This is a genomic window from Arthrobacter sp. Bz4 (genome assembly GCF_003075455.1).
In the GTDB taxonomy this organism is placed as follows: Bacteria; Actinomycetota; Actinomycetes; order Actinomycetales; family Micrococcaceae; genus Arthrobacter_D.
Map to the genome: position 1 here is coordinate 12,954 of NZ_QDAE01000019.1, position 24,733 is coordinate 37,686.

At 61.0% G+C, this 24,733-nt stretch carries 25 protein-coding genes; 10 read left to right on the plus strand and 15 right to left on the minus strand.

What is annotated here, in order from left to right:
- Position 1: 1 nt before the first annotated feature.
- Genes DDA93_RS12940 through DDA93_RS12960 form a run of 5 tightly spaced genes read left to right on the plus strand, consistent with a single transcriptional unit; the run spans position 2 to position 5,071 of the window.
- Positions 2–1,213 carry an MFS transporter gene (locus tag DDA93_RS12940; protein WP_165802635.1) on the plus strand — a complete coding sequence of 404 codons (1,212 nt, stop codon included), beginning with the start codon at positions 2–4 and terminating at the stop codon, positions 1,211–1,213.
- Positions 1,210–2,739 (plus strand): ABC transporter substrate-binding protein, encoded by a 1,530-nt coding sequence (locus tag DDA93_RS12945; protein ID WP_116778976.1) that lies wholly within the window; start codon positions 1,210–1,212, stop codon positions 2,737–2,739. The genes DDA93_RS12940 and DDA93_RS12945 overlap by 4 nt, the downstream gene beginning before the upstream one ends.
- Positions 2,736–4,508, plus strand: coding sequence for an ABC transporter permease subunit (locus DDA93_RS12950; RefSeq protein ID WP_116778977.1), 1,773 nt, complete (start codon positions 2,736–2,738; stop codon positions 4,506–4,508). The genes DDA93_RS12945 and DDA93_RS12950 overlap by 4 nt, the downstream gene beginning before the upstream one ends.
- Positions 4,509–4,558: 50 nt before the next feature.
- Positions 4,559–4,870 (plus strand): metalloregulator ArsR/SmtB family transcription factor, encoded by a 312-nt coding sequence (locus DDA93_RS12955; RefSeq protein ID WP_116779005.1) that lies wholly within the window; start codon positions 4,559–4,561, stop codon positions 4,868–4,870.
- Between the two features lie 39 nt (positions 4,871–4,909).
- Positions 4,910–5,071, plus strand: a complete 162-nt coding sequence (locus DDA93_RS12960; protein ID WP_165802636.1) for a zinc transporter permease — start codon at positions 4,910–4,912, stop codon at positions 5,069–5,071.
- Between the two features lie 61 nt (positions 5,072–5,132).
- On the opposite strand, the gene DDA93_RS12965 is transcribed toward DDA93_RS12960, so the two are convergent.
- From DDA93_RS12965 to DDA93_RS16195, 8 genes are all read right to left on the minus strand, one after another.
- Positions 5,133–5,522: a hypothetical protein gene (locus DDA93_RS12965; protein ID WP_116778979.1), complete on the minus strand. Its 390-nt coding sequence runs from the start codon at positions 5,520–5,522 to the stop codon at positions 5,133–5,135.
- 4 nt (positions 5,523–5,526) lie between these two features.
- Positions 5,527–5,649, minus strand: coding sequence for a type B 50S ribosomal protein L36 (gene ykgO / locus DDA93_RS12970; protein ID WP_116778980.1), 123 nt, complete (start codon positions 5,647–5,649; stop codon positions 5,527–5,529).
- Positions 5,650–5,678: 29 nt separating this feature from the next.
- A complete protein-coding gene (locus tag DDA93_RS12975) occupies positions 5,679–6,725 on the minus strand; it encodes a GTP-binding protein (RefSeq protein WP_116778981.1) in 1,047 nt (348 codons plus the stop codon).
- Between the two features lie 79 nt (positions 6,726–6,804).
- Entirely contained in the window at positions 6,805–8,562 is a 1,758-nt protein-coding gene (gene arsA / locus DDA93_RS12980) for an arsenical pump-driving ATPase (RefSeq protein WP_116778982.1), read from the minus strand.
- 8 nt (positions 8,563–8,570) lie between these two features.
- Positions 8,571–8,771, minus strand: a complete 201-nt coding sequence (locus DDA93_RS12985; RefSeq protein WP_083850803.1) for an arsenic metallochaperone ArsD family protein — start codon at positions 8,769–8,771, stop codon at positions 8,571–8,573.
- A 338-nt stretch (positions 8,772–9,109) separates the two neighbouring features.
- On the minus strand, positions 9,110–9,952 hold the full coding sequence (locus DDA93_RS12990; RefSeq protein ID WP_116778983.1) for a F510_1955 family glycosylhydrolase: 843 nt from the start codon (positions 9,950–9,952) through the stop codon (positions 9,110–9,112).
- 133 nt (positions 9,953–10,085) lie between these two features.
- A complete protein-coding gene (locus DDA93_RS12995) occupies positions 10,086–10,724 on the minus strand; it encodes a DUF305 domain-containing protein (protein ID WP_116779006.1) in 639 nt (212 codons plus the stop codon).
- Positions 10,725–10,841: 117 nt separating this feature from the next.
- Positions 10,842–11,318, minus strand: a complete 477-nt coding sequence (locus tag DDA93_RS16195; protein WP_165802637.1) for a hypothetical protein — start codon at positions 11,316–11,318, stop codon at positions 10,842–10,844.
- A 184-nt stretch (positions 11,319–11,502) separates the two neighbouring features.
- Here DDA93_RS16195 and DDA93_RS13005 point away from each other — a divergent pair, with 184 nt between their 5' ends.
- From DDA93_RS13005 to DDA93_RS13015, 3 genes are all read left to right on the plus strand, one after another.
- Complete coding sequence (locus DDA93_RS13005; RefSeq protein WP_116778985.1) at positions 11,503–13,686, plus strand: malate synthase G; 2,184 nt, start codon at positions 11,503–11,505, stop codon at positions 13,684–13,686.
- Positions 13,683–14,111 carry a heme-binding protein gene (locus DDA93_RS13010; RefSeq protein WP_019481279.1) on the plus strand — a complete coding sequence of 143 codons (429 nt, stop codon included), beginning with the start codon at positions 13,683–13,685 and terminating at the stop codon, positions 14,109–14,111. Before DDA93_RS13005 ends, DDA93_RS13010 begins: the two co-directional genes overlap by 4 nt.
- Positions 14,112–14,302: 191 nt before the next feature.
- Positions 14,303–15,367, plus strand: coding sequence for a spore photoproduct lyase family protein (locus tag DDA93_RS13015; RefSeq protein ID WP_024477383.1), 1,065 nt, complete (start codon positions 14,303–14,305; stop codon positions 15,365–15,367).
- Between the two features lie 56 nt (positions 15,368–15,423).
- Here the strand turns inward: DDA93_RS13015 and DDA93_RS13020 are convergent, their stop codons facing one another.
- The gene (locus DDA93_RS13020; protein ID WP_116778986.1) at positions 15,424–16,629 is read right to left on the minus strand and encodes an MFS transporter; all 1,206 of its coding nucleotides are present in this window, start codon (positions 16,627–16,629) and stop codon (positions 15,424–15,426) included.
- Positions 16,630–16,980: 351 nt separating this feature from the next.
- Here DDA93_RS13020 and DDA93_RS13025 point away from each other — a divergent pair, with 351 nt between their 5' ends.
- Positions 16,981–17,655, plus strand: coding sequence for a haloacid dehalogenase type II (locus tag DDA93_RS13025; protein ID WP_035748479.1), 675 nt, complete (start codon positions 16,981–16,983; stop codon positions 17,653–17,655).
- A gap of 204 nt (positions 17,656–17,859) precedes the next feature.
- On the plus strand, positions 17,860–18,741 hold the full coding sequence (locus tag DDA93_RS13030) for an NmrA family NAD(P)-binding protein (RefSeq protein WP_116778987.1): 882 nt from the start codon (positions 17,860–17,862) through the stop codon (positions 18,739–18,741).
- 519 nt (positions 18,742–19,260) lie between these two features.
- Here DDA93_RS13030 and DDA93_RS13035 read toward each other — a convergent pair.
- From DDA93_RS13035 to ppk2, 6 genes are all read right to left on the minus strand, one after another.
- Positions 19,261–19,635, minus strand: coding sequence for a cupin domain-containing protein (locus DDA93_RS13035; protein WP_024477387.1), 375 nt, complete (start codon positions 19,633–19,635; stop codon positions 19,261–19,263).
- Between the two features lie 499 nt (positions 19,636–20,134).
- Positions 20,135–21,301: a globin domain-containing protein gene (locus tag DDA93_RS13040; RefSeq protein WP_116778988.1), complete on the minus strand. Its 1,167-nt coding sequence runs from the start codon at positions 21,299–21,301 to the stop codon at positions 20,135–20,137.
- A gap of 102 nt (positions 21,302–21,403) precedes the next feature.
- On the minus strand, positions 21,404–21,847 hold the full coding sequence (locus tag DDA93_RS13045; protein ID WP_024477389.1) for an Rrf2 family transcriptional regulator: 444 nt from the start codon (positions 21,845–21,847) through the stop codon (positions 21,404–21,406).
- A gap of 129 nt (positions 21,848–21,976) precedes the next feature.
- Positions 21,977–22,348, minus strand: coding sequence for a hypothetical protein (locus DDA93_RS13050; RefSeq protein ID WP_024477390.1), 372 nt, complete (start codon positions 22,346–22,348; stop codon positions 21,977–21,979).
- A gap of 103 nt (positions 22,349–22,451) precedes the next feature.
- Positions 22,452–23,534: a TerC family protein gene (locus tag DDA93_RS13055; RefSeq protein ID WP_024477391.1), complete on the minus strand. Its 1,083-nt coding sequence runs from the start codon at positions 23,532–23,534 to the stop codon at positions 22,452–22,454.
- 187 nt (positions 23,535–23,721) lie between these two features.
- The gene (gene ppk2 / locus DDA93_RS13060) at positions 23,722–24,594 is read right to left on the minus strand and encodes a polyphosphate kinase 2 (protein ID WP_024477392.1); all 873 of its coding nucleotides are present in this window, start codon (positions 24,592–24,594) and stop codon (positions 23,722–23,724) included.
- Between the last annotated feature and the right edge of the window lie 139 nt (positions 24,595–24,733).

Below are 24,733 nucleotides of genomic sequence, written 5' to 3' on the forward strand. Positions count from 1 at the left end.
GGTGTCATTGGTCCTGCCCATCCAATTGGTCTTCAATATTGGCTTCTACGCGGTAGTACCGTTCCTGACACTCGTGATGACGGATGACCTGGGTCTCGGTGCTGCCGCCGTCGGGCTTGTCCTTGGCGCACGTACGTTCAGCCAGCAAGGAATGTTCCTCTTCGGCGGGGTGATCGCCGACCGCTGGGGGCCGCGCCGGAGTATCCTGACGGGTTGTGCTGTCCGCGCAGCGGGTTATTTGGGGCTCGCAACGTCTGAGAGCTTCTGGACTTTCCTTGGCAGCGCGGTGCTGACCGGCATCGGCGGCGCATTCTTTTCCCCAGCCGTTGAAGGACTAGTCGGTACATTGGATCGCGCCCAGTCTACGAATGGCAGCAGGCGCAACCTGTTCGCGTGGCTTGTCTTCGTTGGGGAAATTGGTGCCGTCGCCGGGCCTCTCATTGGGATCGGGCTGCTGCCCAACGGGTTCCCGGTTGTTGCCGGATCGGCTGCACTGCTCTTTCTCGGCGTCGGCATCGCGCTCTGGCTAATCCTGCCGAAACACGGTCCTGCCTCGATAGTCGGCGGCGAACCCCGCAGTCGCGCATCGGCATTACGCGGTGCGTTCGCCTGCCTGGGGGATCGCCGCTTCGTCTGTTTCGCCGGCTTCTTCAGCGTGAACCTCCTGGCCTACAACCAGTTGTACTTCGCGCTGCCACTTGAACTCGCCCACAGTGGAGCAGGCGGCGGCACTTTGGCTGTGTTGTTCACCCTGGCTTCTGTTCTGACTATCGCTCTCCAACTGCCGCTGTCGGATGTAGCTGCCAGGCTGGGGCCCGCAGCCACGCTAAGAACAGGATTTGCCTGTATTGCCGCGGCATTCGCGGTGATGGGCCTGCTTGGCACAACCGGCATGAATCTCCTTCCTGGACTTCCCGCAGCGAGCGGCCCCGTTTCCTTCGTTGTCCTCCTCTGCCTGGGCCACATGCTCGTCGGTCCGGCAGGGATGCAGCTCGTGCACCACTTCGCCGGACAGCGGCCGATGAGTGCCTACTACGGGCTCCTCGCCAGTTGCGGCGGCATCGCGGTACTCATCGGCAACACGCTGTTCGGAGCATTTCGTGATGTCGCCGGCGGCTTATCCAGTTGGGTCCTCCTCGTCGTTCTGGCCACCGTAAGCGCGTCCTTCCTCCCCCATGTTCTTCCCCTTCCCCAGCAGAAAGATCGCTCATGAACCGCCCCACGCCACTAACCGTTCTCGCCGTCTCGACCATCAGTTGCTTTGCGCTCACAGGCTGCTTCTCCCCCGGGCCCGATGGCTCGCCGCCGGCCTCCGGAGAAGATGGCGACGCGCGGATCTCGATTGCCATGCTGCAGCCACCCCGGTCGGGTCTCACCCCTTTGAGCGACGACGCCTTCAAACTCTCCCGCTGGTCCACGGCCGAAACCCTGGTGGTCCTGAACCACCTCGCGGAGGCACAACCTTCGCTAGCCACAGGGTGGCAGCAGACCACGCCGACCGAGTGGACCTTCACTCTCCGCGAGGATGTCACCTTCCACGATGGAACCCCGCTGACAGCCGACGACGTCGCCCGATCGCTCACGACAGCGGCGACCGCCTCACCAACCCCTCGCATCCTCGACGGCGTCGACCTGACCGCCGTCGCCAGCGACGACCTGACGGTGACTGTGACCACGGCGGTAGCCGATCCATTGGTGCCCCAACGGCTATCCAGCCCCCAGCTCTCGATCCTGGCTGCCAGCGCCTACGACGACGACGACGCAGTCGACCCGGTCGGCACTGGTACCGGGCCCTTCATCCTTACCGCCGTGGACGGGACCTCAGGCGCGACTCTGGACAGGAACAACGACTATTGGGGTGATCCCGCCGCTGCTGCAGGAATCGACGTCCAATTCGTGCCGGACGGCACCGCACGAGCTGCGGCACTGCGAACCGGAACGGCTGACGTCGTCGAGGCCATCCCGGTGGGCCAGGTGGCACAGATCGACGAGGATCTGATCTTCGAGGTGCCCATGCCACGAACCAATACTCTCTACCTCAACACAGAATCAGGTCCTTTCGCGGACCCCCAGGTCCGTGCCGCCGCTCGCGAAGCTATCGACCGGGCATCGATTGTCTCAGGGGTCTACGAGGGCCGGGCCGACGTGGCGGAAGGCCTTCTTGGACCTGCACTTCCGTGGGCTGCCGACGCACGCGCCGACGAGTATCGGGAGATTCTGGAGCAGCGTCCTGAACCGGCAACGGTCGACGGCGTCAGCATCAGTCTGGGAACCTTCACGGACCGGGCGGAACTCCCCGAGGTCGCGGTACAACTTGAACAGCAGCTCGAAGCCGCTGGCTTCATCGTTGAACAGGATGTGCGCGAGTACCAGTTCATCGAGGCGGATGCCCTCGACGGCACTTTCGATGCCTTCATCCTGTCCAGGGCGACAGTGCTGGACTCCGGCGATCCAGTGGCCTATCTGTATAGCGACTTCGGCTGCGACGGTTCCTTCAACCTCTCCCAGTTCTGCGATCCGGCGGTTGACGAGGCCCTGCGGGTCGCGGCCGCGCTGCCCGCCGGGCCGGACCGCCGCGAGGCCATTATGGCGGCTGAAGCCGAGATCCTCAGTCGCGACGCAGCTATTCCGATGCTGCACGAAAGGGTCATCCAGGGTGAGGCAGCAGGGACCGAAGGGGCAGCGCGTGACCCGCGGGAGCGGCTGCTCATCACCGGTGACACCCGCGCCGACCGGTGAAGCGGTTTCCTACCAGCGGGCTCCTGGTAAGCCTCTCGCGAGGTGGAGCCCTGCTCGCCGTCGTCATGGTGATCGGTTTGCTGCCCTGGCTCTCCGACCAGAGTCCCGAGTACACCGTGCTGCGGGCCGGCTACGCGGATCTGGAGGTGACGCCTGAAGCGCTGAGCATGGTGCGGGACGAGCTGGGCCTGGACCGGGGTCCAATTCTGGTGTTCTTCACCTGGTTCGTTGGCGCCCTCTCGGGTGACTTCGGTCAATCCTGGATCTCCCATGCGCCGGTCCTCCCGGGCACCCTCGCCGCCCTGGCGGTATCCGTCACTCTGATGATTGGAGCCGGAGCAATTGCACTCCTGGTGGCCAGCATGTTCGCCCTACCCTCCCTTCTGCGCAGCGCTAGGGGCAAACATCGGCGGGGAGCGGGACTGCTTGCGACGACGGCGACATCCCTGCCAGAATTCCTTCTGGCCTCGCTATTCCTCGTTATTGGCGCTGTTTGGCTCGGCTGGTTCCCACCCTCCGGCTGGCTCGGGGTCCACTACGCCGTTCTACCCTCCCTGGCTATGGGCCTGCCCGCGGGAGGACTGATGGGCAAACTCCTCGCTGACGCCGTCAGCGCAGCCGGGGAAGAACAGTGGGTATCAGCATGGCTGTCTGCCGGATTCACACGCCGCCAGATCGCGCTCGGAATCCTGCGCCGAGCACTACCGAACGTCTCCAGTCAGGTAGCGCTCGTCGTCGTCGGCCTGACCGGTGGCGCGGTAGCTGTTGAACGCGTCTTCGCCATCCCTGGCCTCGGTAGGGCAACCCTCGGTGCCGCCACCGCACAGGACATCCCCGTCCTGCAGGCTGGCGTGCTCGCACTTCTGGTGTTGGCAGTTGTGGCGGGCGTCCTTGCGGCACTGACCCGGCGGGCCCTACTCGGTCCCGCCGGGCGGCTGGGGGTGGTGCCGGTCGCTGTTGTTCCACCGTCCTTCCGCCGCCGCGACCTGGCAGTGCCAATCGGGGCGGTATCGCTTCTGGCGGCCCTCGCGATCGCCGGTATGCTGCGCGATCCTTTCACCTCGGCCCACTCCCGGCTCGCCCCACCGAGCTGGCTGCTGCCCTTCGGAGCTGATGCCAGCGGGCGGGACCTGCTCGCCCGGGTGGGACACGGCACCGCCTCCACGGTGGGTACGGCGCTCGCCGTCGTTCTCCTATCACTTCTGATTGGAGTGCTGGTGGGTTTGTTACCGCGGCTGGGAACGGGTCCGCTGGAGGTGGCCAACGCAGCCCCTCCCGTCATCACCGGGATCATTGTTGCCGCGATTGCAGGCACGTCCGCTGGCGGCGCCGCACTCGCCGTAGCGCTCGTGAGCTGGGCGCCTTTAGCTGCGCACACTGCGGCGCTGACCCTCCAGACGAAAAGCCTGCCCTTCGTCGCGGTCCTGCCGGTCCTTGGCGTGGGTCGGGGCCGGATTATTGTTCGGCATATCCTGCCGCACATCGCCGGACCATTGTTCCGGCACGCGATGCTCCGGTTGCCGGGTACCGCCCTGGCTCTGGCAGCATTGGGTTTCCTCGGGCTCGGCGCGAACCCGCCGAGCCCCGATTGGGGCCTGATCCTGGCCGAGGGAATGGCCTATGTCGAACGCGCACCCTGGACCGTGTTCGCCCCGGCCTCGGCCTTGATCCTTTCCTCTGTCCTAGCGGTGTCGGCCTCAAGTATTGCCTTTCCTACCCTTGAACGCAGGCGGAAGCGTACGACGACGAATATCAGTCCAGCTGGATGATCGGCACTGACCTATTGCATAAACGCATGCAGACATGTTTATATATTATTATGGCGGATGACGAGCAGCTGGAACAGGTTGCCGAGCTGTTCAAAGCGCTGGGGGCTGTGTCACGATTGCGAATTCTGACTGCCCTGTCCGACAGAGAGGGGTCAGTGAGTGCGCTGGTAGCGACCACTGGCCTCTCCCAGCCACTCGTGTCACAACATCTGCGGCTCTTGCGAAGTATGAACCTCGTGACCGTGAGCAGATCGGGGCGCGAAGCCGTCTACGCATTGACCGACGAGCATGTTGCCCATGTCATCGAGGACGCGATCGCCCACACGGTCGAAGCGTCCCCGACACCCAGTCACAGCCACTGAATCTGAAACTGCGGGAACTCCCGCACCAAGGAGATACCGATGACCACCGAAACGCACTCAGAACACACAATTCACGAGCACGATCACAAACACGGCTCGTCTGATTGCACCCATGAAACCGTCGAGCACGGCGACCATACCGATTACCTTCATGACGGGCACCGCCACGCGGAACACGGCGATCACTACGACGAGCACTAACGGTCGCTAGACCGAACGGCGCCGCCCCCCACGGGTCGGCGCCGTTCGTTTTAACGACGTTCTAGGCTGGGTTAGTCGCCACGCGGACGGGTGCGCCGGTTCCGAGCACCGCCCCGGAAAGCTTGCCGGGTATCGCACTGGGTCGACCATCCTGTGGATGCCAGCGCTCAACCCAGGCGGCGAGGGTTTTTAGCCGCCCGGGGGCTTCGAGGCCGCCCAGCCAGATTGACGGCCCAGTCAGTTCACTCGTTGGAGCGCGAATGGCAACAGCGGCGACGGCTCCGTGGGCACATTGTTGCAGGCAGGATGCCGAGATAATCACCCCGCCCGACGACCGGGCGACTGCCGCGGCCAGCTCGCCGTCATCGCTAGCTTTAACAAGGGCAGCGCACCGGTGACCCGCGCACAGCGCCACCACGATCCCCGTTGAACCCTTTGTATTTTTGACCATGGCGTCAGCCTTGGCGGGCCTTCATACGCGGATTCTTCTTATTGATGACAAAAGTTTTGCCTCTGCGGCGGACGATCTGGGCTCCCGGGACTTTTTTCATTGCGCGGAGGGAATTGCGTACCTTCATGGTTCTCCTTCAGGGGTTTCTGTTTGTCTTTATCGGCTGGTTTTGTTGGGTGCATAAACAAGGGGCGACCGCAGTTCCTCATCCGTCAGTGCGCAGGCTGCCAGCAGGGTGGTCACCTCGAAGTCATCGATGTCATCGCCGGTCAGAGCGAGGTGAGTGCCGCGGCGCCACTGCCCCTGTGGATCGCTGGCCCAGGGGCCGCCGTTGCTGAGGGCTATGCGCGGGCCAACACCGAACACTGCTACTTCGGTCTCCAGCAGACCGGCAATCCAGACACCGCCCCGAACAAAGCAGCAACCCTCGGAGATGGCACCCAATGCTGATCGAAAGCGATCGGGATGCAGTAAAAGGTCCGTGCGGTATTCGAAAGTGCGGAAGGGCCCGGACGACGTCGACGGCACCGCGACCGCTCCGGGACAACTTCGGGCGCGGGCTGCTTCGTCGTCGTGCGCGCCAAGGTGGGCCGCGATCGCCCCCCGGGCGGGCAGCATCCGCACATGCGGGGCAAGCTGTCCGATGAGCTGAACACCCCTGAGACTCAGTTCCTGATCCGATGGCAGCAGATCACTGACAGTGGTGAGCACCGTGTCAGCAAAGAGCAACTCCCCCATCAGGAATTCGCCAGGGGTCCTGCCATCCTCGGGAACAGCCGTGTAACCAGACTCAAACAACGTGTGGTGGTCCCACAGTTGGTTCTCCACGTCCTCAGGCTGTGCGGCCAACGCTACCGAATCCACAGTAAAATCCCCCCGGGCGATGGCATGAATCCCGTCAATCGCGTTCTCGGCCGTGGTGCCCGGCGGCAGCCCGACGATCGCCAGAGAGGTGCCGGCAGCGGCCAGGCGTATCAGGACGGGGACCAGATCGAACCGGACGGTGCAGCTCAGACAACCGTGTTCTAGGACAGACGACTCTCGTTCCACCAGTTGGTCATTCTGATGGATGCGGCGCGTCACCACTCCATCGTCGAGCAGGTCGTGCAGCACCACTGGAACTTCCGGAGATAGCGCGGCCAACTGAGATGTGGCGTTGTTGCGACTAAGTGCGTCCAGCGAAGTAATGATGATCAAGTGCATTCCACCATCTTATGAGAATCATTCTCAAAAAGAAAGTGGGCGGTCCATTCGGCCCTCCCTCGCGGCACGCAAGACGCACCTAGATCGAAGCGAGAGCCGTCAGAGCCCTCAGTTTCTCCTCCCCTATGGGTTCCTCGGGCAACAACGGAATAAGGGCCACTCGCTCGGTCAAGGCGCGTACCTTTGCCATCTGTTCGATTTCGCTCGCGGCGCGCGCCCGCAGAAACGGCGTCTGCGGGTGTGCGGCGGCAATCGAGCTATTGATCACCCAGGCCCACGGGTGGATTCCTGCCCGTTCCAGATCACTTTTCAACTCTTCGGCTTCGAGGACAGGTGTCGTTTCGGCCAGCGTGACAAGAATTACCTTGGTCTGCGCAGGATCCTGCAGCCGCATCAGGGGCGTCACGAAGCCCATGGTATCTCCAGCCTGGCGGGCAATTTCCCGGTGGTATGAACCGGTCGCATCCAGGAGTAACAGCGTGTGACCGGTCGGCGCGGTATCGATCACCACGAAGCGCCGCCGGGATTCCTGGACCGCCTTGGAAAACTGCCGGAAGACAGCCACCTCGTCAGTGCATGGGGACATCAGGTCCTCAGCTAGGGCGGCACGACCATCATCGTCCAGGTTCCGGCCCTTGGCTTCCATCACGTGGCTCCGGTACTCCTGAATTGCCGCTACCGGATCGATACGAGATACCGTCAATCCAGGGACTGAACCGTGCAGTGTTTCGGTGAGGTGCGCTGCAGGATCCGTCGTGGTGAGGTGGACCGCGTGCCCCCTGCCGGCGAGTGCGACCGCAATGGCGGCAGCGACGGTGGTTTTCCCCACCCCGCCCTTCCCCATACACATCACAAGGCCACGGCTGTCCGATTCGATCTCGTCAACCAAGGCTGCCAGTGGCGCGTCCTCGACCTCCGGTGTCTGTGTCGTCTCGTCAAGGATGGCCGGTCTGGACCCAGTTGCGAACAGAGACCTAAGCGCCGGCACGCCGACCATGTTGCCTGGCTTGAGGCCCAGCACATCGAGGGGCAGCGCGGCGACCGCTTCAGGAATGGCCGCGATGGCGGCAGCTTCCCTGGACCGCAGGGCCACGGCTAATCTCTCGTCGCCGGCGGCTTCCGGCAGGACACCGTTAATGACCACGTACCCGCTCCTGATTCCGATCTGGTTGAGCTCGAGATAGGTACGCTCGATCTCAGCCAGGGACGACGTCTGCGCCCGGCTAACCAGGACAAGCCGGGTCCTGGCGGGGTCCGTGAGTGCCTGCACTGCTTTGGCATACACCTGCTTGTGTTTCTCGAGCCCTGACAAAGGGCCCAGGCATGACGGGTCTCCTTTGCCAGTCTCGAGGAAATCGGTCCATGAACCCGGCAATTGAAGAAGGCGGATCGTATGGCCCGTAGGAGCTGTATCAAAGATGATGTGGTCGTACTCCCCATAGGAGCTCTCGTCTGCGAGCAGGTTGGTGAACTCGTCGAAAGAGGCGATTTCCGTGGTGCACGACCCTGAAAGGCTCTCGGCGATGCTGGCCAACTCAGTCTCGGGCAGGAGGCCCCGAACGGGTGCGATGATCCGTTCCCGGTACGCCTCGACGGCCTGCTCCGGGTCGATCTCCAGCGCGGAGAGACCCGGAACATCCTGAATCGCGGTGACGGTATTGCCGATGACCATACCGAACACTTGGCCAACGTTTGAGGCTGGGTCGGTGCTCACCAGCAGAACTTTCTGACTGGCATTGGCGAGTGTAAGAGCCGCGGCGCAGGCTACGGATGTCTTACCCACGCCACCTTTGCCAGTAAAGAACAAGAATCGTGGTGCGTTCTCGAGAAACTTCATCCCCGGACCTAGCCGCAACTCGTTGAGCCGCCGCAGCAGCCGCCGGACTTTGCGCTCAGGCCAAGTGCCGGTCGTGTGCGCGACTCAACTCCGAGGCTTTGGAGATGACGCACGTCGGCGGTGACGTCCACCAGGGACTGGTCCACATCGGGGCCACACACACCCGTGTCGCGACAAAGCGTAGTTTCGTAAATTCGGATCACAGACATGTGGTTCTCCCTGGCTTCCACAAAGGTTCGATTCGATACCGAACCAACGAGCCCCAGTCACCCCGGCCGTCGCCCGGAAGAGGCCGACCAGCGCAATTGCGGTTCCTCACTATGATATCGATATTCATCGATGTAGAGCCATCACCTTGTCGCCGGACCGTTCAAAGGCCTGACCTACTTATCTGGTGCAGGTGAGATCGGATGCACCGGTCACCAGCCTCGCTTTGAGCTCGTCACCCTGAGGGAGCGCCGCGGGTAGCGGCTGGCCGGGCGCTCCCCAGGCTTCCTCACCGAGTCGCCGTATTGCAGCTTTAGCCGTCCAGTCTCCGAACCAGCGGCTACTCCTGATTGACTCGGATGTCCGTGAAGGACTGCCCGTTGTCATCGGAGACCTGGACACCGGTTTCGGTCGCGACCCATATTCGCAGGGTCAGATCCCCGACCAGGTGCGTGGCTATCGCGGCTGCCTGACCGGGGATCGTTCCTTGCTCGACCCAGGTCAGGCCAGCGTCACGGCTGGTGTAGATCTGGCCCTCGGGTGTAATCCCAGCAGCGGCACCTTCCGAAAGGGCCGTGAACATCAGCAGGGGTGCACCGGGCACGGCATTCCAGGTTTCGCCGTTGTCCGTGGAGCGTTGCAGGCCGTCCTCTGTGGTCGCCAGAACAATACTGTCCCGTGGCGTTGCGGCCAGGTTGAACACCGGAATTTGTTCTGCCACGGATTCCCAGGTGGTCCCGTCGCTACTCACTTGCAACTGGCCGTCAAAACCGACTATCCCGTTGTCGGTTGAGGCGAGGGCATGGAAATCGGACTCCCCTTGCCGGGACAGCGGCTGCCACGTGTGCCCCTCGTCGGTGGACCGAATTAGCCCCACCGGGTCGGGAAGATCAGATCCCGGACCAGGATGTCCGGATGCATAAAACTCGCCGTCCCCTGCTGAGGTGAAACCCATCAGATCGATGGTTGGGCCGATCTTGATGGCCGGTGACTCTGAGACGTCGAACAGGCCATCGTGGGTGGCGAGGAAAACCCGGTCCGTGCCAGGGTCCACGCTCATGCCGTGGACGTGACCCGTTGGGTAACCTTCTGCACTGGCTGACGGGGCAGCGGTAGCGGCCCTGTTGGCTCCCTGCGGGGGTTGTGGCGAGCAAGCGGTAAGTGCCAGAATCGCTGCAATCATGACTGCCGTCGGGGCGGCCCGTGGTGGGTGGGGTAAAGAAAAGTGGAGGAATTTCACGTCAATAGTCCTTGAGTCAAGATGGGTACGGGTAGGGAGGGCAATGGTGCCCTCCCTACCCAGAGCCTGTGGCGGGTTAGAGTTCGGCGAGCAGCTGTTCCATTTCCTGGATTTCGGCGAGCTGGGTTTCCATGATGGTCTCGGCGAGAGCAATTGCCGCAGGATACTCCCCGTTATCGATTTCCTCCTGGGCCATCTCCACCGCCCCGTCGTGGTGTTCAATCATGGATTCCAGGAACAACCCGACCGCGTCGTCACCCTCAGCCGCTTCCAGATCAGCCATCTGATCTTCATCCAGCATGCCGTCCATCCCACCCATCCCGCCCATCTCGTGCCCAGCCATGCCACCGTCGGGCATGACCGGTCGGTCCCACGCTTCGAGCCAGCCGGTCATGATATCGATCTCAGGACCCTGCGCAGCCTTGATCCTGGTGGCGAGATCGGTAATCTCAGGGCTGACGTCGTCTTTGGCAAGCATCATCTCGCTCATCTCCACCGCCTGCTGGTGGTGAGGAATCATCATCTGGGCGAACATGGCATCCGCGGGATTGTGCTCGGCGGACACCACAGCACTGGATTCGGTGGGGGAAGCAGTTCCCTGGGTGGAAGCCGTTGGCTCGGCCACCGGGGTAGTCGTGTCGTTGTCGCTTACGCAGCCCGCGAGTGTGATGACGGCTGCGACGCTCAGCCCTGCGATGGGGAGGTAACGCTTCATAGTGATCTGATCCTTTGTGAATTCATCTGATGAATAGTCTGCAGTGGTGCCCTCGACGGGCATGCATGCCTTTGGCTGGAAGCCTTTGCGCTCACCAGAAAGGCAGGTGCCGGTGTTTTATGTCCGGCTGATACAGAGTTGGATCACTGAAGGAACGGGGATCGATAGGGGTCGTAAACGGATCAGTGGCGGACCGCGGAGGAGCACCGACCCGGGAACGAACCGGCCGGATCGGACCAGGAACCCCAGAATGGCGACGACGATGATCGCCAGGAGACACATTCCCAGGACTGCGCTCTCGTTGCCGCATGACACCACGCAGCCCTGCCCTGATTCGCCGGAGTTCCCGTCCGTAGAAGCGGCGGGGGCAGCATTCGCCTGGACGTGGTGCGACCCGCTCATAGCCGTCGCGGATTCGGTGTCCAATGTCATAGGACTAGCAGAGAACACAGCACCATCAGCCGCGTCGTTCCACGTTGAAGCTCCGTGCGTGGACGGGCCGTGACCGCCCATCCACACATGCATTGCGAGGATCGCGACAATGATGGCGGCAAACCCCAAAGAGGTTAGGGCTGTTCGCGACAGATCGAGCATCGCCCTTAGCCTGATCCTGCCTGACACCGCCATTGCCCTTTCATTTTTCGTTGACTGCTTCCAGTTTAGTGAACTTCACGCAGAGCCGGAGGTCAGGCTGTGCATTGACATGCGGAGCAGCGCTGGCTAGGTTTTGATATTGGTAAACTTTTTCCACCTTACGAGAATCTAAGGGGCGGGCATTATGCCGAACTATTTGGAGATCAACGGCCTCAGCGTCGCCGAGGAGCTTTATGACTTCGTCCGGGACGAAGCTTTGCCTGGAACGGGGATTGAAGAGGGAGCTTTTTGGGCTGGCGCGGCCGCGGTCATCACCGATTTCTCGCCCCAGGTGGGGGAACTGCTAGCCATCCGGGACCGGATGCAGCAGCAAATTGACGAGTTTCACCGCTCGCAAGGGGCGGAACCCGTGCAGGAGGAAGCCTACGAGACGTTTCTCCGCTCAATCGGTTACCTGGTCGACGAGCCCGGAGACTTCGCTATCACGACCGACCGGGTGGACCCCGAGATCGCAACCGTGTCCGGGCCTCAATTGGTAGTCCCGCTCCTGAATGCCCGGTTCGCTGCCAACGCAGCAAACGCTCGATGGGGCTCACTCTATGACGCGCTCTACGGCACGGATGCAGTTGACGACGGCGATGGTCGCGAACAGACAGGTGCCTATAACCCAGTCCGTGGCGCCGCCGTCGTGGCACGCGGGCGGCAGTTCCTGGATGAGTACCTTGGTCTGGCGGGCGGATCCCACGCTGACGTCAACGCCTACCGAATTGCAGACGGCGCTCTCGTCGCGGAGACACCAGATGGTTCGCTGGGGCTGGCCGACCCAGGGCAACTGGTGGGCTATCAGGGAAGCGCGGACGCCCCCGAATCAGTATTGCTGGTACACCACGGACTTCACGTCGAAATCCTGATCGACCGCACCCACACCATCGGTTCTGGGGACCCTGCTGGGGTGAAGGACCTTGTGTTGGAGTCAGCGATCACAACCATCATGGACCTCGAAGACTCCGTAGCAGCGGTCGACGCCGGGGATAAGGTCTTGGGCTACCGCAATTGGCTGCAATTGATGCAGGGCACCCTGACTGCCGAGATTGCGCAAAAGGGAGGCACACATACCCGGCGGCTCAACTCCGACCGCACCTACACAGCATCCGACGGCTCGGAGCTGACTCTGCCCGGGCGCTCGCTGCTTCTCATCCGCCAGGTAGGCCACCTGATGACCAGTGATGCTGTCCTCGACTCTTCCGGAGCGCCGGTGCCCGAGGAGATCCTCGACGCCCTATTCACTGGACTTGGCTCCGTACACGATCTGCGGGGCCCACACGCCGGGCGCAACTCGCGGGCCGGATCGGTGTACATCGTCAAGCCGAAGATGCACGGTCCGGGTGAAGTCGCAGTGGCCTGCGCACTGTTGGCGGCCGTAGAGCCCGTGTTGGGCCTTGAACCGCTTACCCTGAAAATCGGCATCATGGACGAAGAACGCCGTACGTCGACCAACCTGAAGGCTTGCATCTGGGAGGCGCGGGACCGTGTCGCGTTCATCAACACCGGATTCCTTGATCGCACCGGCGACGAAATCCATACCTCGATGATCGCTGGCCCCATGGTCCGCAAAGCCGACATGCGTAACTCCAGCTGGATCGCGGCCTATGAGGACGCGAATGTTGATATAGGCCTGGAGTGCGGGTTCAGCGGGCGGGCCCAAATCGGTAAGGGCATGTGGGCGGCCCCTGACAATATGGGCGACATGCTGAGGCAAAAGGTTGCGCACCCGCTTGCCGGCGCGGACTGCGCCTGGGTCCCCTCCCCGACCGCCGCGACCCTGCACGTTATGCATTACCATCAAGTCGATGTGGATGCCCGGCAGGCTGAACTAGCCGGGAAGCGTCGCTCGACCCTGCGTCAACTGCTCACCATTCCGGTCGGTAACCCCTCTGACTGGAATGCGGATGACCGACGTAGCGAGCTGGATAACAACATTCAGAGCACCCTGGGATACGTCGTGCGCTGGGTGAACGACGGCGTCGGGTGCTCCAAGGTTCCCGACATCCATGGCACAGCATTGATGGAAGACCGCGCAACCTGCCGCATCAGCTCCCAGCACGTCTCGAACTGGGTGCTGCACGGCATCGTAACCGAGGAAGAGGTCGACGCTTCCCTGCAACGAATGGCTGTGGTCGTCGACGAGCAGAACGCCTCGGACCCCGCCTACGTGCCAATGTCCCCGGCGTTCAATACCGAGGCGTTCCTGGCAGCCCGCGAACTCGTTCTAGAGGGCGCCGCTCAACCATCGGGATACACCGAACCCATTCTGCATCGCCGCCGTGCCCTGCATAAGCAAGCCGACAATCGAACGAGGTCATCATGAGCCTGACACTGACAACCGCCCAATCCATCATCGCCGACGCCCTCGCGGCAGGTCAGCAGCAGAACTTCAAGCCGCTGACCGTCGTCGTGCTCGACGCCGGCGGCCACGTCATCGCCGCTGCGCGCCAGGATGGTGCCTCGAATAATCGCTTTGAGATCGCCCAGGGTAAGGCGTACGGAGCGCTGGCCCTCGGAATGGGTTCGCGGGCAATTATGGAGCGCGCCGAGCAACAGGCCTACTTCATTGCCGCAGCGACAGCCACTCTGGGTGGCCGACTCATCCCAGTGCCCGGTGGTGTCCTGGTGCGCGACAATGACGGCACCATCCAGGGAGCGGTCGGCATCAGTGGGGACAGCTCAGACAACGACGAAGCCGCCGCGTCGACCGCAATCAAGGCTGCTGGCCTGACGGCGCAAATTGACTGAAACCACCGTTGCCGGGTGGTAGGTGGCTTACGCTCGTAACCACTCTCTGGGACCGTCAAGGCGCTCGAACGCCTTGACGGTCCTTTCGGTAGGATGCCCTTCCTGTCCCCCATGCTTTCCCGGTTGACTGCCGTAAGAGGCCTTCGGCATAACCGGTGCCCTCATCTTCGGCACCTTGGGAGAATAGAGTGATGGAGTTCAACCGGCTGTTACAGATCCGTCGCATCTATGCCCAACCCGCCGCATTGGAGTTGCCACGAGGGAAAGAGATTGTCCAACGATGGCCGGCAGCCGAAGTTGTGCTTGTCGACAACCACTGGAACATACCGGACCTCCACGGTGATGAGACCAACGTTCCCCGCTGGTCCAGGATCAAGACGGAAGCGCTGGTACTCGGGGTCAAGAAATCGTTGGCCGTAAAGCCGAACGGCCGGTCAGCGGATTTCATTGCGCCCTCAACGGCCAACGGTTGCGCCATGGCATGCGCTTACTGCTACGTACCCCGACACAAGGGATACAGCAATCCGGTAACCGTGTTCGCGAACATCTCGCAGATCGCAGGAGCGCTTGATCGGCACGCCGCACGACAGGGCATGAAATTGGAGCCCAACCAGTGCGACCCGGAACTTTGGGTCTACGACATCGGCGAGAACAGCGACTGTTCAGTCGACGCGCTGATCAGCGATAACGTGGAGGACCTCGTCACGCTCTTCCGCGATGTGCCGAACGCGAAGCTGTCCTTCGCCACCAAGTACGTTAACCCAGCGATGCTCGGGTGGGACCACGGCGGTCATACCAGGATCCGCTTTTCCCTCATGCCCGCGGAGCTGGCGAAATCGATTGACGTCCGAACCTCGCCTGTGGCCGAACGGATGGCTGCGATCAATGACTTCGTGGAGGCCGGGTATGAGGTACACGTCAACTTCTCCCCCGTCATCATCACGGACACCTGGCTCAGCGATTGGGAGGAACTGTTGCGCCAGCTTGATGCCAAGCTAACGCCCGCCGCTAAAGCGCAACTGGCGGCGGAAGTCATTTTCCTGACCCACAACGAGCGGCTACACGAGGTGAATTTGGGGTGGCATCCGCAGGCCGAGAAGGCGCTGTGGCGCCCAGACCTGCAGGAATCGAAGGTTTCGTCCAACGGCTTCACCAACGTCCGCTACCGCTCAGGGACCAAGGCTGGCTATGTTCGACAACTGCTTGCCCTGATTCGGGATATCGCGCCGTACTGCCGCATCCGCTACGCGTTCTGAGCCTGGACGAACGACACATCACTCTGGGAGACCCTGCTTCGGTAGTCGGCTTTCGGTCAATCAGTACCGCGGATCACGTGGTCACGTCCGACGAGCAAACCCGTCCCAGCGAGAACCGCCATGATGCCAGCGGTGACAATGAGTGGAAGCGTCCAACCCCCGCTCACATCGCGAAGGCCGCCGAACATCACCGGCCCGACTGCACCCAGACCGTAACCGACAGACTGCGCCATGCCCGACAGGGAGGCCGCCTGCAGGTGATTGACGGTCCGGAGGCTGAACAGCGACAGAGCAATAACAATGAGGCTCCCGCACCCGATTGCTCCCAGAAGGATCCACAACAAGATGAGGTCCGGCACCAGTGCCAGACCGAGAAACGTCACGAACATGAGAGCCCCACTCATGAAGGATACGAACCGTTGGTCCACGCCTCGATGAATGATCCCTCCTGCGGCAAGACTGGCGAACACGCTGATGAGCAAAAATACTGACAGGTGAACTCCCGCGGTGGTGGCAGGGATTCCGCGACTTTGCTCGATGGAGGGGAGCCACGCCATCAAAACGTAAAAGCCAATAGACTGCAAGCCCATGAAAATCGTCACCTGCCAACCCAAGGCTGAGGCCCATGGCGACCGGTGAGGGGCCTCCGGCATGGTGGCGTGCGGAGTATCCAACCTGTGCCGGCGCAGCCACGGCAAGAGCACCGCCATCGCTATCAGAGCCAGTCCCACCCAGATTCCAAGGGCAAACCGCCATCCCGCCGGAGACATTTGTGCCACAGGCACGACGACGGCGGCCCCGACCGCAGCGAACGCAGCCTGTGTGGCGGTGTAGCTTCCGGTAACCTGGCTGACCCGCAGTGGAAAGTCCCGCTTCACAAGCGACGGCACCAAGACATTGAGAAACGCAATAGCCAAGCCGATCAGCACGGTGCCCAGCCAGATGAAACCGGGCACGGGTAACGAGCGAAGCACGATACCGACGGCGAGGATCAGCAGTGATAGCCACAGCGTACGATCAAGACCCAAACGAGACGCGATACGGGGCGCGACGGGTGAGAAAACTGCAAAAACGATGAGCGGAAGACCAGTAAGGAATCCTGCCGCAGCACTGGATAACTGGAGATCGCCGCTGATGTTCTCCAGCACCGGGCCCACGCTGACAAAGGACACCCGAAGGTTAACTGCGATGAGCAGAACGCCGATGAATGCGAACCCGAACCTAACAGTGCGGTCCTGCGAGTTCCGAGCAGTAGCCAGCATAGACTCTTCTTCTATCCTTCAAGAGGTGTGGGGCGCCATCGCCCTCGGACTCGCATCATACGGGACCGGTCCCGGCCACCACATCCACCCTCCAACAAACAATGGGGGCGCTGCGGCCGGAATCCGTTCAAGGTGGCAAGCCCCGGTGCTCCCTGCCGTCCCTGGGATGTACTCCTTAGAAAATACATCCTGGGGGTGGCTTCTGGTGAGGTAGCGCCAATAGGTAGGAATGGAATTCGTAGGTGTCAAACATTTGCGAAGTGTCTGCAGTCATGTGGAGGCGGGTATCGTCGTCACAGGGCCATTACTGTCCCAAACCAACTCGTCGACGAGCCAGGAAGGGTCATCCCTATGCGCACAACACCGGCAGTTCTGGTCTTTGACGTCAATGAGACTTTGTCTGACATGACGCCGATGAAAAATGCGTTCACAGAATCTGGGTTACACGAGACCCTCTCACGTGTATGGTTCGCCGAATTACTCCGCGACGGGTTCGCGCTCACTACAACCGGCGAAAACCCGGCCTTCCTGGACATCGCATCCGACAGTCTTCACCGGCTCCTCACCCAAACCTTAGGACCGGGCAACTATCAGAACCAGACCAATCACATCATGGGCGTGTTCAAGAACCTCCCTCTGCACCCCGATGTGGCACCCGGCATCAGGAAACTGAACACCATCACTCAACTGGTCACGCTTAGCAACGGTTCTCCTTCAGTAGCGGAATCTCTAACCTCCAGGGGCGGCATCCGGGACAAGTTCTCCCGATTGCTCAGCGTCCAAGATGCGCCATGCTGGAAACCGGCCGCAGAGGCCTACCGCTACGTTTCACGCCAGACCGGCCATGCGCCCGGCGATCTCATGCTGGTAGCGGTCCACCCGTGGGACATCCACGGCGCAAAAACCGCCGGTTTGCAGACCGCCTGGATAAACCGCTCGGCTACTGCCTACCCCTCCTACTACGCCCAGCCCGATGTAGAAGCTCAGGACATTATTGAACTAGCGAGAACACTCCAAACGACCTGATCTCGCCTCTTCTCCTTAACAGCCCACCGAGTTGTAAAACCAAATGGTCCTGGATGCCCTTGGGGTGGTCTTGCTCCGACTCGTCTGGTCACGGACACTCCAATCTGGATCATTTAGGTAGTAGACGAGGAACGCCGCTGGGAGGACAATGGCTCTCCTCCGGCGCACATCAGGTGCACCTTCGGAGGCGATGAAGGAATAACGATGACTGAAACTATTCTCGTCTACGGGGCAACGGGTACCCAAGGGACTCCGGTCGAGGCCCAGCTCCTCACACAGGGGCGGACCACTCGCGTCGTAACTCGTGACGCAAACCGCGCCGCGCACTGGAGCGCTCGGGGCGCTGAGGTCGCAGTGGCCGACTTGGGCGACCCGGACAGCCTCGCAAAGGCGAACGCCGACATCGATCGTGTGGTCCTCCAACTCCCCCTGCAGTATGACTTCGAATTGCATGAGGCATATGGCCGCAATGCCGTCGACGCCGCCCGTGCAGCCGGAGTGAAGCTGGTCGTGTTCAATACCAGCGCGCACGTCATTCCCGGCGAAAACGTTCATGCTTATGAGGCGCGTCAGGAGGTGGTCGATTACCTCCACGCCAGTGGGATCCCGAGCGTCGTGATTCGCCCGACCTTTTACTATGAAATATTTTTGGGTCCATGGATTAGGCCAGGGATCGTCGACTCAGGTGTCGTAGCGTTCCCGCTGCCTGCGCAGTTCCCGATGTCCTGGATTTCTGCGGCGGAAACGGCCGCGTACGCAGTGGCCGCTCTAGACCGGCCTGACCTGGCGGGGAGGGGATTCGACGTCGGCGGACCAGAAGCGCTTACCGGCGTCGACATCGCCGGTCGGTTCGCTGACGTTACCGGACGTCCGATGACCTACGTGTCTATCGACCCCGACGATTACGAGCTTGCGCTGGCGCCCATTTTCGGCGAAACGGTAGCGTTTGAGGTGGCAGCTCAGGTGAGATGCATGATCCGCCGCGGGAGTGGTGCAATAGACATGACGGCGACCAGCGCAGACTTTGGGGTTGAGGCGTTACCGCTTGCACGGTGGTTGAATGGGCATGACTGGGGCGTAGCCTGACGGCCTCCACTCAATTTTTGGCGGCAGAAATTCAGCACTACTTCGAGGGATTTGACGGCACCCACTGTTGCTGGCGAATGCACGCCGATCCCGCCTCCGATAAGACCCAGCGGTCTCCCTTGTTCAGCAGTTTCATGCTCATTAGTGGCAACTCTCCAACCGACCCGTGACACCGACGAAATAGCAGTTCTGATGGTCCGCCCGAGCCCTCGCATGGACACGGCCCCGACCCGTGACATCCGGACCGCGCTTTGCGTTGTCTGGCGCGAAGCTTCCTGCGGCTATGGTCGCGGTGGCTGGGCTGTCCGCGAGGGATTTGCCAACCTCCACCTGCCCAGATGTGATGCTGAATCTGACATGCACCTTGCGAGACCGAACATATGCCGACCTGTGCAGGGGATGACAATCCCGCTGGCAGACAGCGGTGTTTCCGGTGCCGACTGCCACAGCGCGCTGAGAAGCTCGCGCGAGAACAAGCCTGTGGAGTGAGTCCACTACGCCCGCTTACGTCCTCTGGAACTAAGCAGGTTTGGCATATGCGGCTGCGCTCAGAATTTCGTAGCCCACAAATGTTTCATCGTTTTCGACCCAGGCATCATGGCCAGGGGGGATTGAATAGGCTTCGCCGACGCGAATTGTGGCGCGGGTTCCATCTTCCATCTCAACTGTCAGCGTTCCGGCAATACAAAACCCCAAATGACTATTTTGGCAGCTCTCGGTCTGCACCACGGTTTTGACGGTCTCGGACCACCTCCAGCCGGGCTCGAAAGTGAACCTGCCTAAGGTAGTGTCGCCAAGGTTGACCACATCAACTTCGGTCTTAGGCGGACGGCGTTTTTCATCGGGTTCGTTGAATGACTTTGATTCCAGAGCCTTGACACTTATCGCGGACATCTCGTCCTCCCCACTAAGCCTTGCCCAACTGGTTTGACCCGGAGGAGAGATGCTCCGGGATGAGGGTCCGGAGACCTCTGAAGCGTGGCCTTTTCAGGGCTAAACCGGACATTTGCGACCAACGGCTACAGTGTGCTCTCAGCTGTGGCCTATGTCAACAGCTTTCATCGGCATCCTGAAGCCCGGTTCCAAAGTCGCTTCCTCCCTGCTCATCGATGTGATTGTTGGGAAGACTTAGCCCGGCTCGACCGCCGTTTGCCATCCAGTTATTTCACTCAGCAATCACCAAGTCATCCTGATAGCAGAATGGCAGACTAGGAGACGGCTGAGTAGGAAGGAACGATTTCGGGGGTCTCCCCCGCCTGCTTGATGTTTAATAGCTCCTGCCTTGGACTGTGATGTGAGTGTGTACTGTGCGCCGGTCAACCGTGTCGCTGAGTGCGCCTCGCAGGCGCTGATTGCGGCGGTTATCGTTCAACTGGGCAGCTAGGGGCAACTCTTAGGCATTGGCGAGCCAGAGGTCGGATCCGAATACTTCATAGTGGATGCGGTCAGCCGGGACGCCTGATTTTAGTGCCTGCGATCGGATTGAGCGCATGAAGGGTAGCGGTCCGCAAAGGTAAACGGACGCGTTATCCGGGATGGTTATTGCGTCCAGGGACATGAATCCCTCACGCGAATCGCTGGTTGGCGTTTCCAGCCAGAGCTCGAGTCCGGCGGACTCGAGGCTTGCCGCGTCGTTGCTCATCTGTTCCCGAAGCGCCCAGCGGTCGAGGCTGGCTTCAGCATGCAGGACGAGTACCTCTCGACGGGATTCTTGTTGAGCCAGGGACCGCAGAATCGAGGCTGTGGGGGTGCAGCCGATCCCGGCAGACGCCAGAACGAGCGGGTGATCACCGTCAGCCAAGGTGACGTCTCCACAGGGGTTTGAGAGCATTAACTGGTCGCCGACCTGGACGCTGTTGTGAAGCACCGGAGTTACTTCGCCCTCCGTGTCGAGTCGGGCGGTGAATACCCGCACGGCTGTCCCGTCGTCTGCGGCCAGCGAGTATTGGCGTACCTGGTGAACGCCGTCTGGCATCCTTACCTTCACGCCAACGTACTGTCCCGGCTGGGATGGTGTCACCGGGGTCTCATCGGCAGGAACGAGAGTGAAGGTCACGGCGTCGCTGCCCGCAGCTTCTTTTTTGCTCACCGTCCATGGTGCCCAGGGCTTGTCATTGGCGGCTGAGGCATATAGTCCCTTTTCCATTTTGATCAGGGTGTGGGCCATCAGCCAGTAGACCTCAGTCCATGCTCCAGCTATTTCGGCGGTAATTACATCGCTGAGTTCCTCGGCAATAGCGTCGAAGAGATGCTTGTAAACGACGTCGTACTGCTCCGGCACAATGCCGAGGGACACGTGCTTGTGGGCGATACGGGCAAGCAGAATTTCCGGGGCACTGTCTGGGTTATTGACCATGTGAGTGGCAAATCCCGCAATGCTTCCCGCCAAGGCCTGCTGCTGTGTCCCATTTTTCTGATTTGATCGGCTAAAGAGGCCATCAAACAACTCCGGATGCGCAGTGAAGAGCCTGGCGTAGAAGTTCTTGGCAATTTCGGGCATTTTCTCGCCCACCAAGGGAAGAGTCGCCTCGATGATGGGATGGGACTGGGTCGAAAGCATGCCGTCTCCTAGATTTGAGGCTCATTTGCCTACCCTAAAAGTAGCATCTCATATGCTGGTTTAACTATTTGAGCTATGACAAGCGCACCGCTGCGGCACCACCTATTGGCTGCTTATTGTGCTCAAAGCAACGAAGACAGGACCCGTCCCACGGGGATCGGCCAGCCCTGCTATGACAACGTCGTCGAGCTCCGAGTAAAAAGCTTCCCGGGCGCGGCGCAATGCCGTACGCAAACCGCAACCGTGAATGAGCGGGCAATCACCGGCCGGTGTGCGGCAATCCGCGAGATCCTCCCGGGTGTCCAAAGCCCGCAGCAAAGAGCCGACACTCGCACGGCGGCCCTCCTCACTGATCCTTAGCCCACCGGAGCGCCCACGGACGACATCGACAAGACCAAGATCGCGGAGCCGTATTACGGCTTTGCTGACATGGTTGTAGGGGATGCCAATTTCCTCGGCGATAACTCGGGAAGTTTTCAGCTCCGCCGCTGGAGCAAGGATCATCATCACGCGCAGGCAGACATCCGAAAAGGCGTTGATCCTCATGTATCAACAGTAGGCCGAGAAAAGGTACCCGGCGGAATTTGGCCTACGGGTTCCCTTCACAGGTGAACTTTCGCCTTTCCACTGATCAATCTCTGGGCCTACCTGCGAAACGCGGCCGGACACCGGCTGTCAGGAGACTGGCACTTCGACATCAACGATGCCGACGAACCGACTTCCGATTCCCTCGTACTCGCTGCGGACCAGACTCGGCATTACCGGCGGGAGGTCCTCAAGGGTGTGGTGCGCGCAGTAGACATAGGTGAACGGCGGCCACCACTTCTTAGGCCGTGCGGCTTCCGAGAAACCACAGACCGCGCAGGTCAGTTGAACCCAAACGGGGCGCTTACCCGTCCGGTTGTTCCTGGACTGAACGAGCCAGCCCGGTGGACTGTCCATGAGCTCGGATAGCTCGGTGTCCGTCAGCCTTGCAGGGATACCGTGACGGTGCGCCATTTCCAGGGAAATATCGAGGATTTGAGCTGCTTCACGTCGTGTAACCATCAGACAACGATACGGGATGCGGGCCCCTCCCTGCTCACGGATCCGCGTAGGACGCCGATACCCACCAGCACCTCCGACGCCCTTCACAACTGCCGGTTAAAGCCTATTTGGACGTGTCGGCAGTGGACTCCGTCCTCCCATCGACCTCAGAATGCTCGGCCAGCTCGTGTGGACGTACGGCGTCTACCGGTATGCCGTTTACCAGTACCTGCTCGTCCATGTCCTCGGCGCTGCGGGTCTTGAGTAGACTCGCGACGGTCGCTACAACGACGGTGGCTGCGATGAAGAGCAGCGAGAACCAGATGGGGATCTCGGGTACCCAAAGAAGTGGCTCCCCGCCGTTGACGAAGGGGAGCTCGTTGACGTGCAGGGCGTGGAAGACGAGCTTCACTCCGATGAAGCCGAGGATGACGGCCAGACCCTGGGCGAGGTAGACCAAGCGCTCGAGCAGCCCTCCGATGAGGAAGAACAACTGCCGCAGACCCATCAACGCGAAGGCGTTGGCGGTGAAAACGATGTAGGCCTCGTTGGTCAGACCGTAGATTGCGGGGATTGAATCGACAGCGAAGATGACGTCCACAAAGCCAATCGCGATGATTGTCAGCAACATGGGCGTGACGTAGCGCTTCCCGCCCTGCTTCACAGTGAGTTTGTCCTGGTGATACTCATCGGTGACGGGCAGGACCCGGCGGACCAGTGTCATAAACCTACCGTTAGCCGGATTGGACTCGTGGCTGCTGAACGCTTGCCGGTAGGCCAGAACGAGCAGTAGGGCGCCGAAGATGTAAAAGACCCACGAAAAGTTCTCGATCAGGGTCGCTCCGATAGCGATAAACCCGCCACGCAGGATGAGGGCGATGATGATCCCGATCATCAGCACCTTCTGCTGATACTTTTTCGGGACGGCGAATCCGGCCATCACGATGAGGAAAACGAATAGGTTGTCGATCGACAGAGCCTTCTCGGTGAGATAGCCAGCAAAGTATTCACCGCCGAACTTCCATCCCGACACCACCCCGATCCCCACCCCAAACAACAGTGCCAGTCCGATATAGAAGGCCGACCAGCGCGCCGATTCTGCGATGGACGGCTCGTGTGGTTTACGAACGTGGGCGAAGAACTCGTAGACAAAGAAGAGGATCGTCACAGCGATCGTGATGAGCCAGATCAGGGGTGTGACCTGCATAAGATTGCTCCCAAGGGGTAGGCGTTGAACAGATACGCCAAGGTCTCCTCCGCCCCGGACAACACCGGAACCGACGACCCGAGATGCTTCAGTGCATCCGTATTGACGGGCCAATCACAGACGGGAGTACTCCCCTTGATAAAAGAATCCTAACCCACCCGAAACCGGCAGACCAACCGGCATCCACTCAGCGGGACTTATGCTGGGCGGAATCCTTCTTCTTGCCCTTCGGCGCTTTTTTAGATTTCCCGATCTCGTAGCGCTGTGGAACGAACCGCTGGCGATCCAACGGCGGTCGGTCGTAGATCCGGTTCTGGCGCTCGGGCAACTCGATGTCCGGAAACTCCCGGCGCTCGTAAGGCAGTAGCGATAGCAGATGGGCCATCAGGTTAAGCCGGGCCTCCTTCTTGTTGTCGGCGTCGACCACCCACCACGGGCTGCGCTCGGTGTCACTGAACTCAAACATCTTGTCCTTGGCCTCGGCGTAGTCAACCCACCGGGCTTGCGCCTCAAGGTCCAGGGTGCTCAGTTTCCAACGCTTAGCCGGGTTATCGATGCGGCCCTGGAATCGTCGGCGCTGCTCGGAGTCAGAAAGACTCAACCAGTACTTCACCAGGACGATCCCATCGGAGATCAATGCCTCTTCAAGCATGGGCACCGCCTCGACGAAGTCGGCATACTGTTCATCGGTGCAATAGCCCATCACCCGCTCCACCCCGGCCCGGTTGTACCAAGACCGGTCGAACAGCACAATTTCCCCAGCCGCTGGTAGATGGGCGATGTAGCGTTGAAAGTACCACTGTGACCGCTCGCGCTCAGTGGGCGCCGGGAGTGCAACAACCCTGCAGAAGCGCGGGTTGAGCGCCCCGCTAATGCGTTGGATCGTTCCGCCCTTACCGGCGGTGTCGCGTCCTTCGAAAATAACGACCAACCGCGTGCCGGTTGCGCGCACCCACTCCTGCAAGGCGACCAGTTCCTCCTGCAACCGCAGCAATTCCTTGTCGTAGTCCTTCTTGGACAGGACCTGGGGGCTCGCCTCATCAGACGTTTTCTTGACCACACCTCATATTCTGCCCCAGAGCAGAGCATTTCAGGGAGGTACTTCCACTGTTCGGGCCGAGGGCCACGAGAACCGGCCTTCTCCGAGAACCGTTGGCGCTGATACTCGGACCTTCCTGCTCTTGATGTTCATGCACCGC

Coding starts and splice junctions, on each gene's coding strand:
- DDA93_RS12945 (WP_116778976.1), top strand. CDS start 1,210: ATGAACCGCCCCACGCCACTAACCGTTCTCGCCGTCTCGACCATCAGT.
- DDA93_RS13020 (WP_116778986.1), bottom strand. CDS start 16,629: ATGCTGGCTACTGCTCGGAACTCGCAGGACCGCACTGTTAGGTTCGGG.
- DDA93_RS13045 (WP_024477389.1), bottom strand. CDS start 21,847: ATGAGGATCAACGCCTTTTCGGATGTCTGCCTGCGCGTGATGATGATC.
- DDA93_RS12995 (WP_116779006.1), bottom strand. CDS start 10,724: ATGAAGCGTTACCTCCCCATCGCAGGGCTGAGCGTCGCAGCCGTCATC.
- DDA93_RS13040 (WP_116778988.1), bottom strand. CDS start 21,301: ATGCTTTCGACCCAGTCCCATCCCATCATCGAGGCGACTCTTCCCTTG.
- DDA93_RS13010 (WP_019481279.1), top strand. CDS start 13,683: ATGAGCCTGACACTGACAACCGCCCAATCCATCATCGCCGACGCCCTC.
- DDA93_RS13050 (WP_024477390.1), bottom strand. CDS start 22,348: ATGGTTACACGACGTGAAGCAGCTCAAATCCTCGATATTTCCCTGGAA.
- DDA93_RS13005 (WP_116778985.1), top strand. CDS start 11,503: ATGCCGAACTATTTGGAGATCAACGGCCTCAGCGTCGCCGAGGAGCTT.
- DDA93_RS12965 (WP_116778979.1), bottom strand. CDS start 5,522: ATGGTCAAAAATACAAAGGGTTCAACGGGGATCGTGGTGGCGCTGTGC.
- DDA93_RS13025 (WP_035748479.1), top strand. CDS start 16,981: ATGCGCACAACACCGGCAGTTCTGGTCTTTGACGTCAATGAGACTTTG.
- DDA93_RS13015 (WP_024477383.1), top strand. CDS start 14,303: ATGGAGTTCAACCGGCTGTTACAGATCCGTCGCATCTATGCCCAACCC.
- DDA93_RS13035 (WP_024477387.1), bottom strand. CDS start 19,635: ATGTCCGCGATAAGTGTCAAGGCTCTGGAATCAAAGTCATTCAACGAA.
- DDA93_RS12955 (WP_116779005.1), top strand. CDS start 4,559: ATGGCGGATGACGAGCAGCTGGAACAGGTTGCCGAGCTGTTCAAAGCG.
- DDA93_RS12985 (WP_083850803.1), bottom strand. CDS start 8,771: ATGTCTGTGATCCGAATTTACGAAACTACGCTTTGTCGCGACACGGGT.
- DDA93_RS16195 (WP_165802637.1), bottom strand. CDS start 11,318: ATGCTCGATCTGTCGCGAACAGCCCTAACCTCTTTGGGGTTTGCCGCC.
- DDA93_RS12990 (WP_116778983.1), bottom strand. CDS start 9,952: ATGATTGCAGCGATTCTGGCACTTACCGCTTGCTCGCCACAACCCCCG.
- ykgO (WP_116778980.1), bottom strand. CDS start 5,649: ATGAAGGTACGCAATTCCCTCCGCGCAATGAAAAAAGTCCCGGGAGCC.
- arsA (WP_116778982.1), bottom strand. CDS start 8,562: ATGAAGTTTCTCGAGAACGCACCACGATTCTTGTTCTTTACTGGCAAA.
- DDA93_RS13030 (WP_116778987.1), top strand. CDS start 17,860: ATGACTGAAACTATTCTCGTCTACGGGGCAACGGGTACCCAAGGGACT.
- DDA93_RS12960 (WP_165802636.1), top strand. CDS start 4,910: ATGACCACCGAAACGCACTCAGAACACACAATTCACGAGCACGATCAC.
- DDA93_RS12975 (WP_116778981.1), bottom strand. CDS start 6,725: ATGCACTTGATCATCATTACTTCGCTGGACGCACTTAGTCGCAACAAC.
- DDA93_RS13055 (WP_024477391.1), bottom strand. CDS start 23,534: ATGCAGGTCACACCCCTGATCTGGCTCATCACGATCGCTGTGACGATC.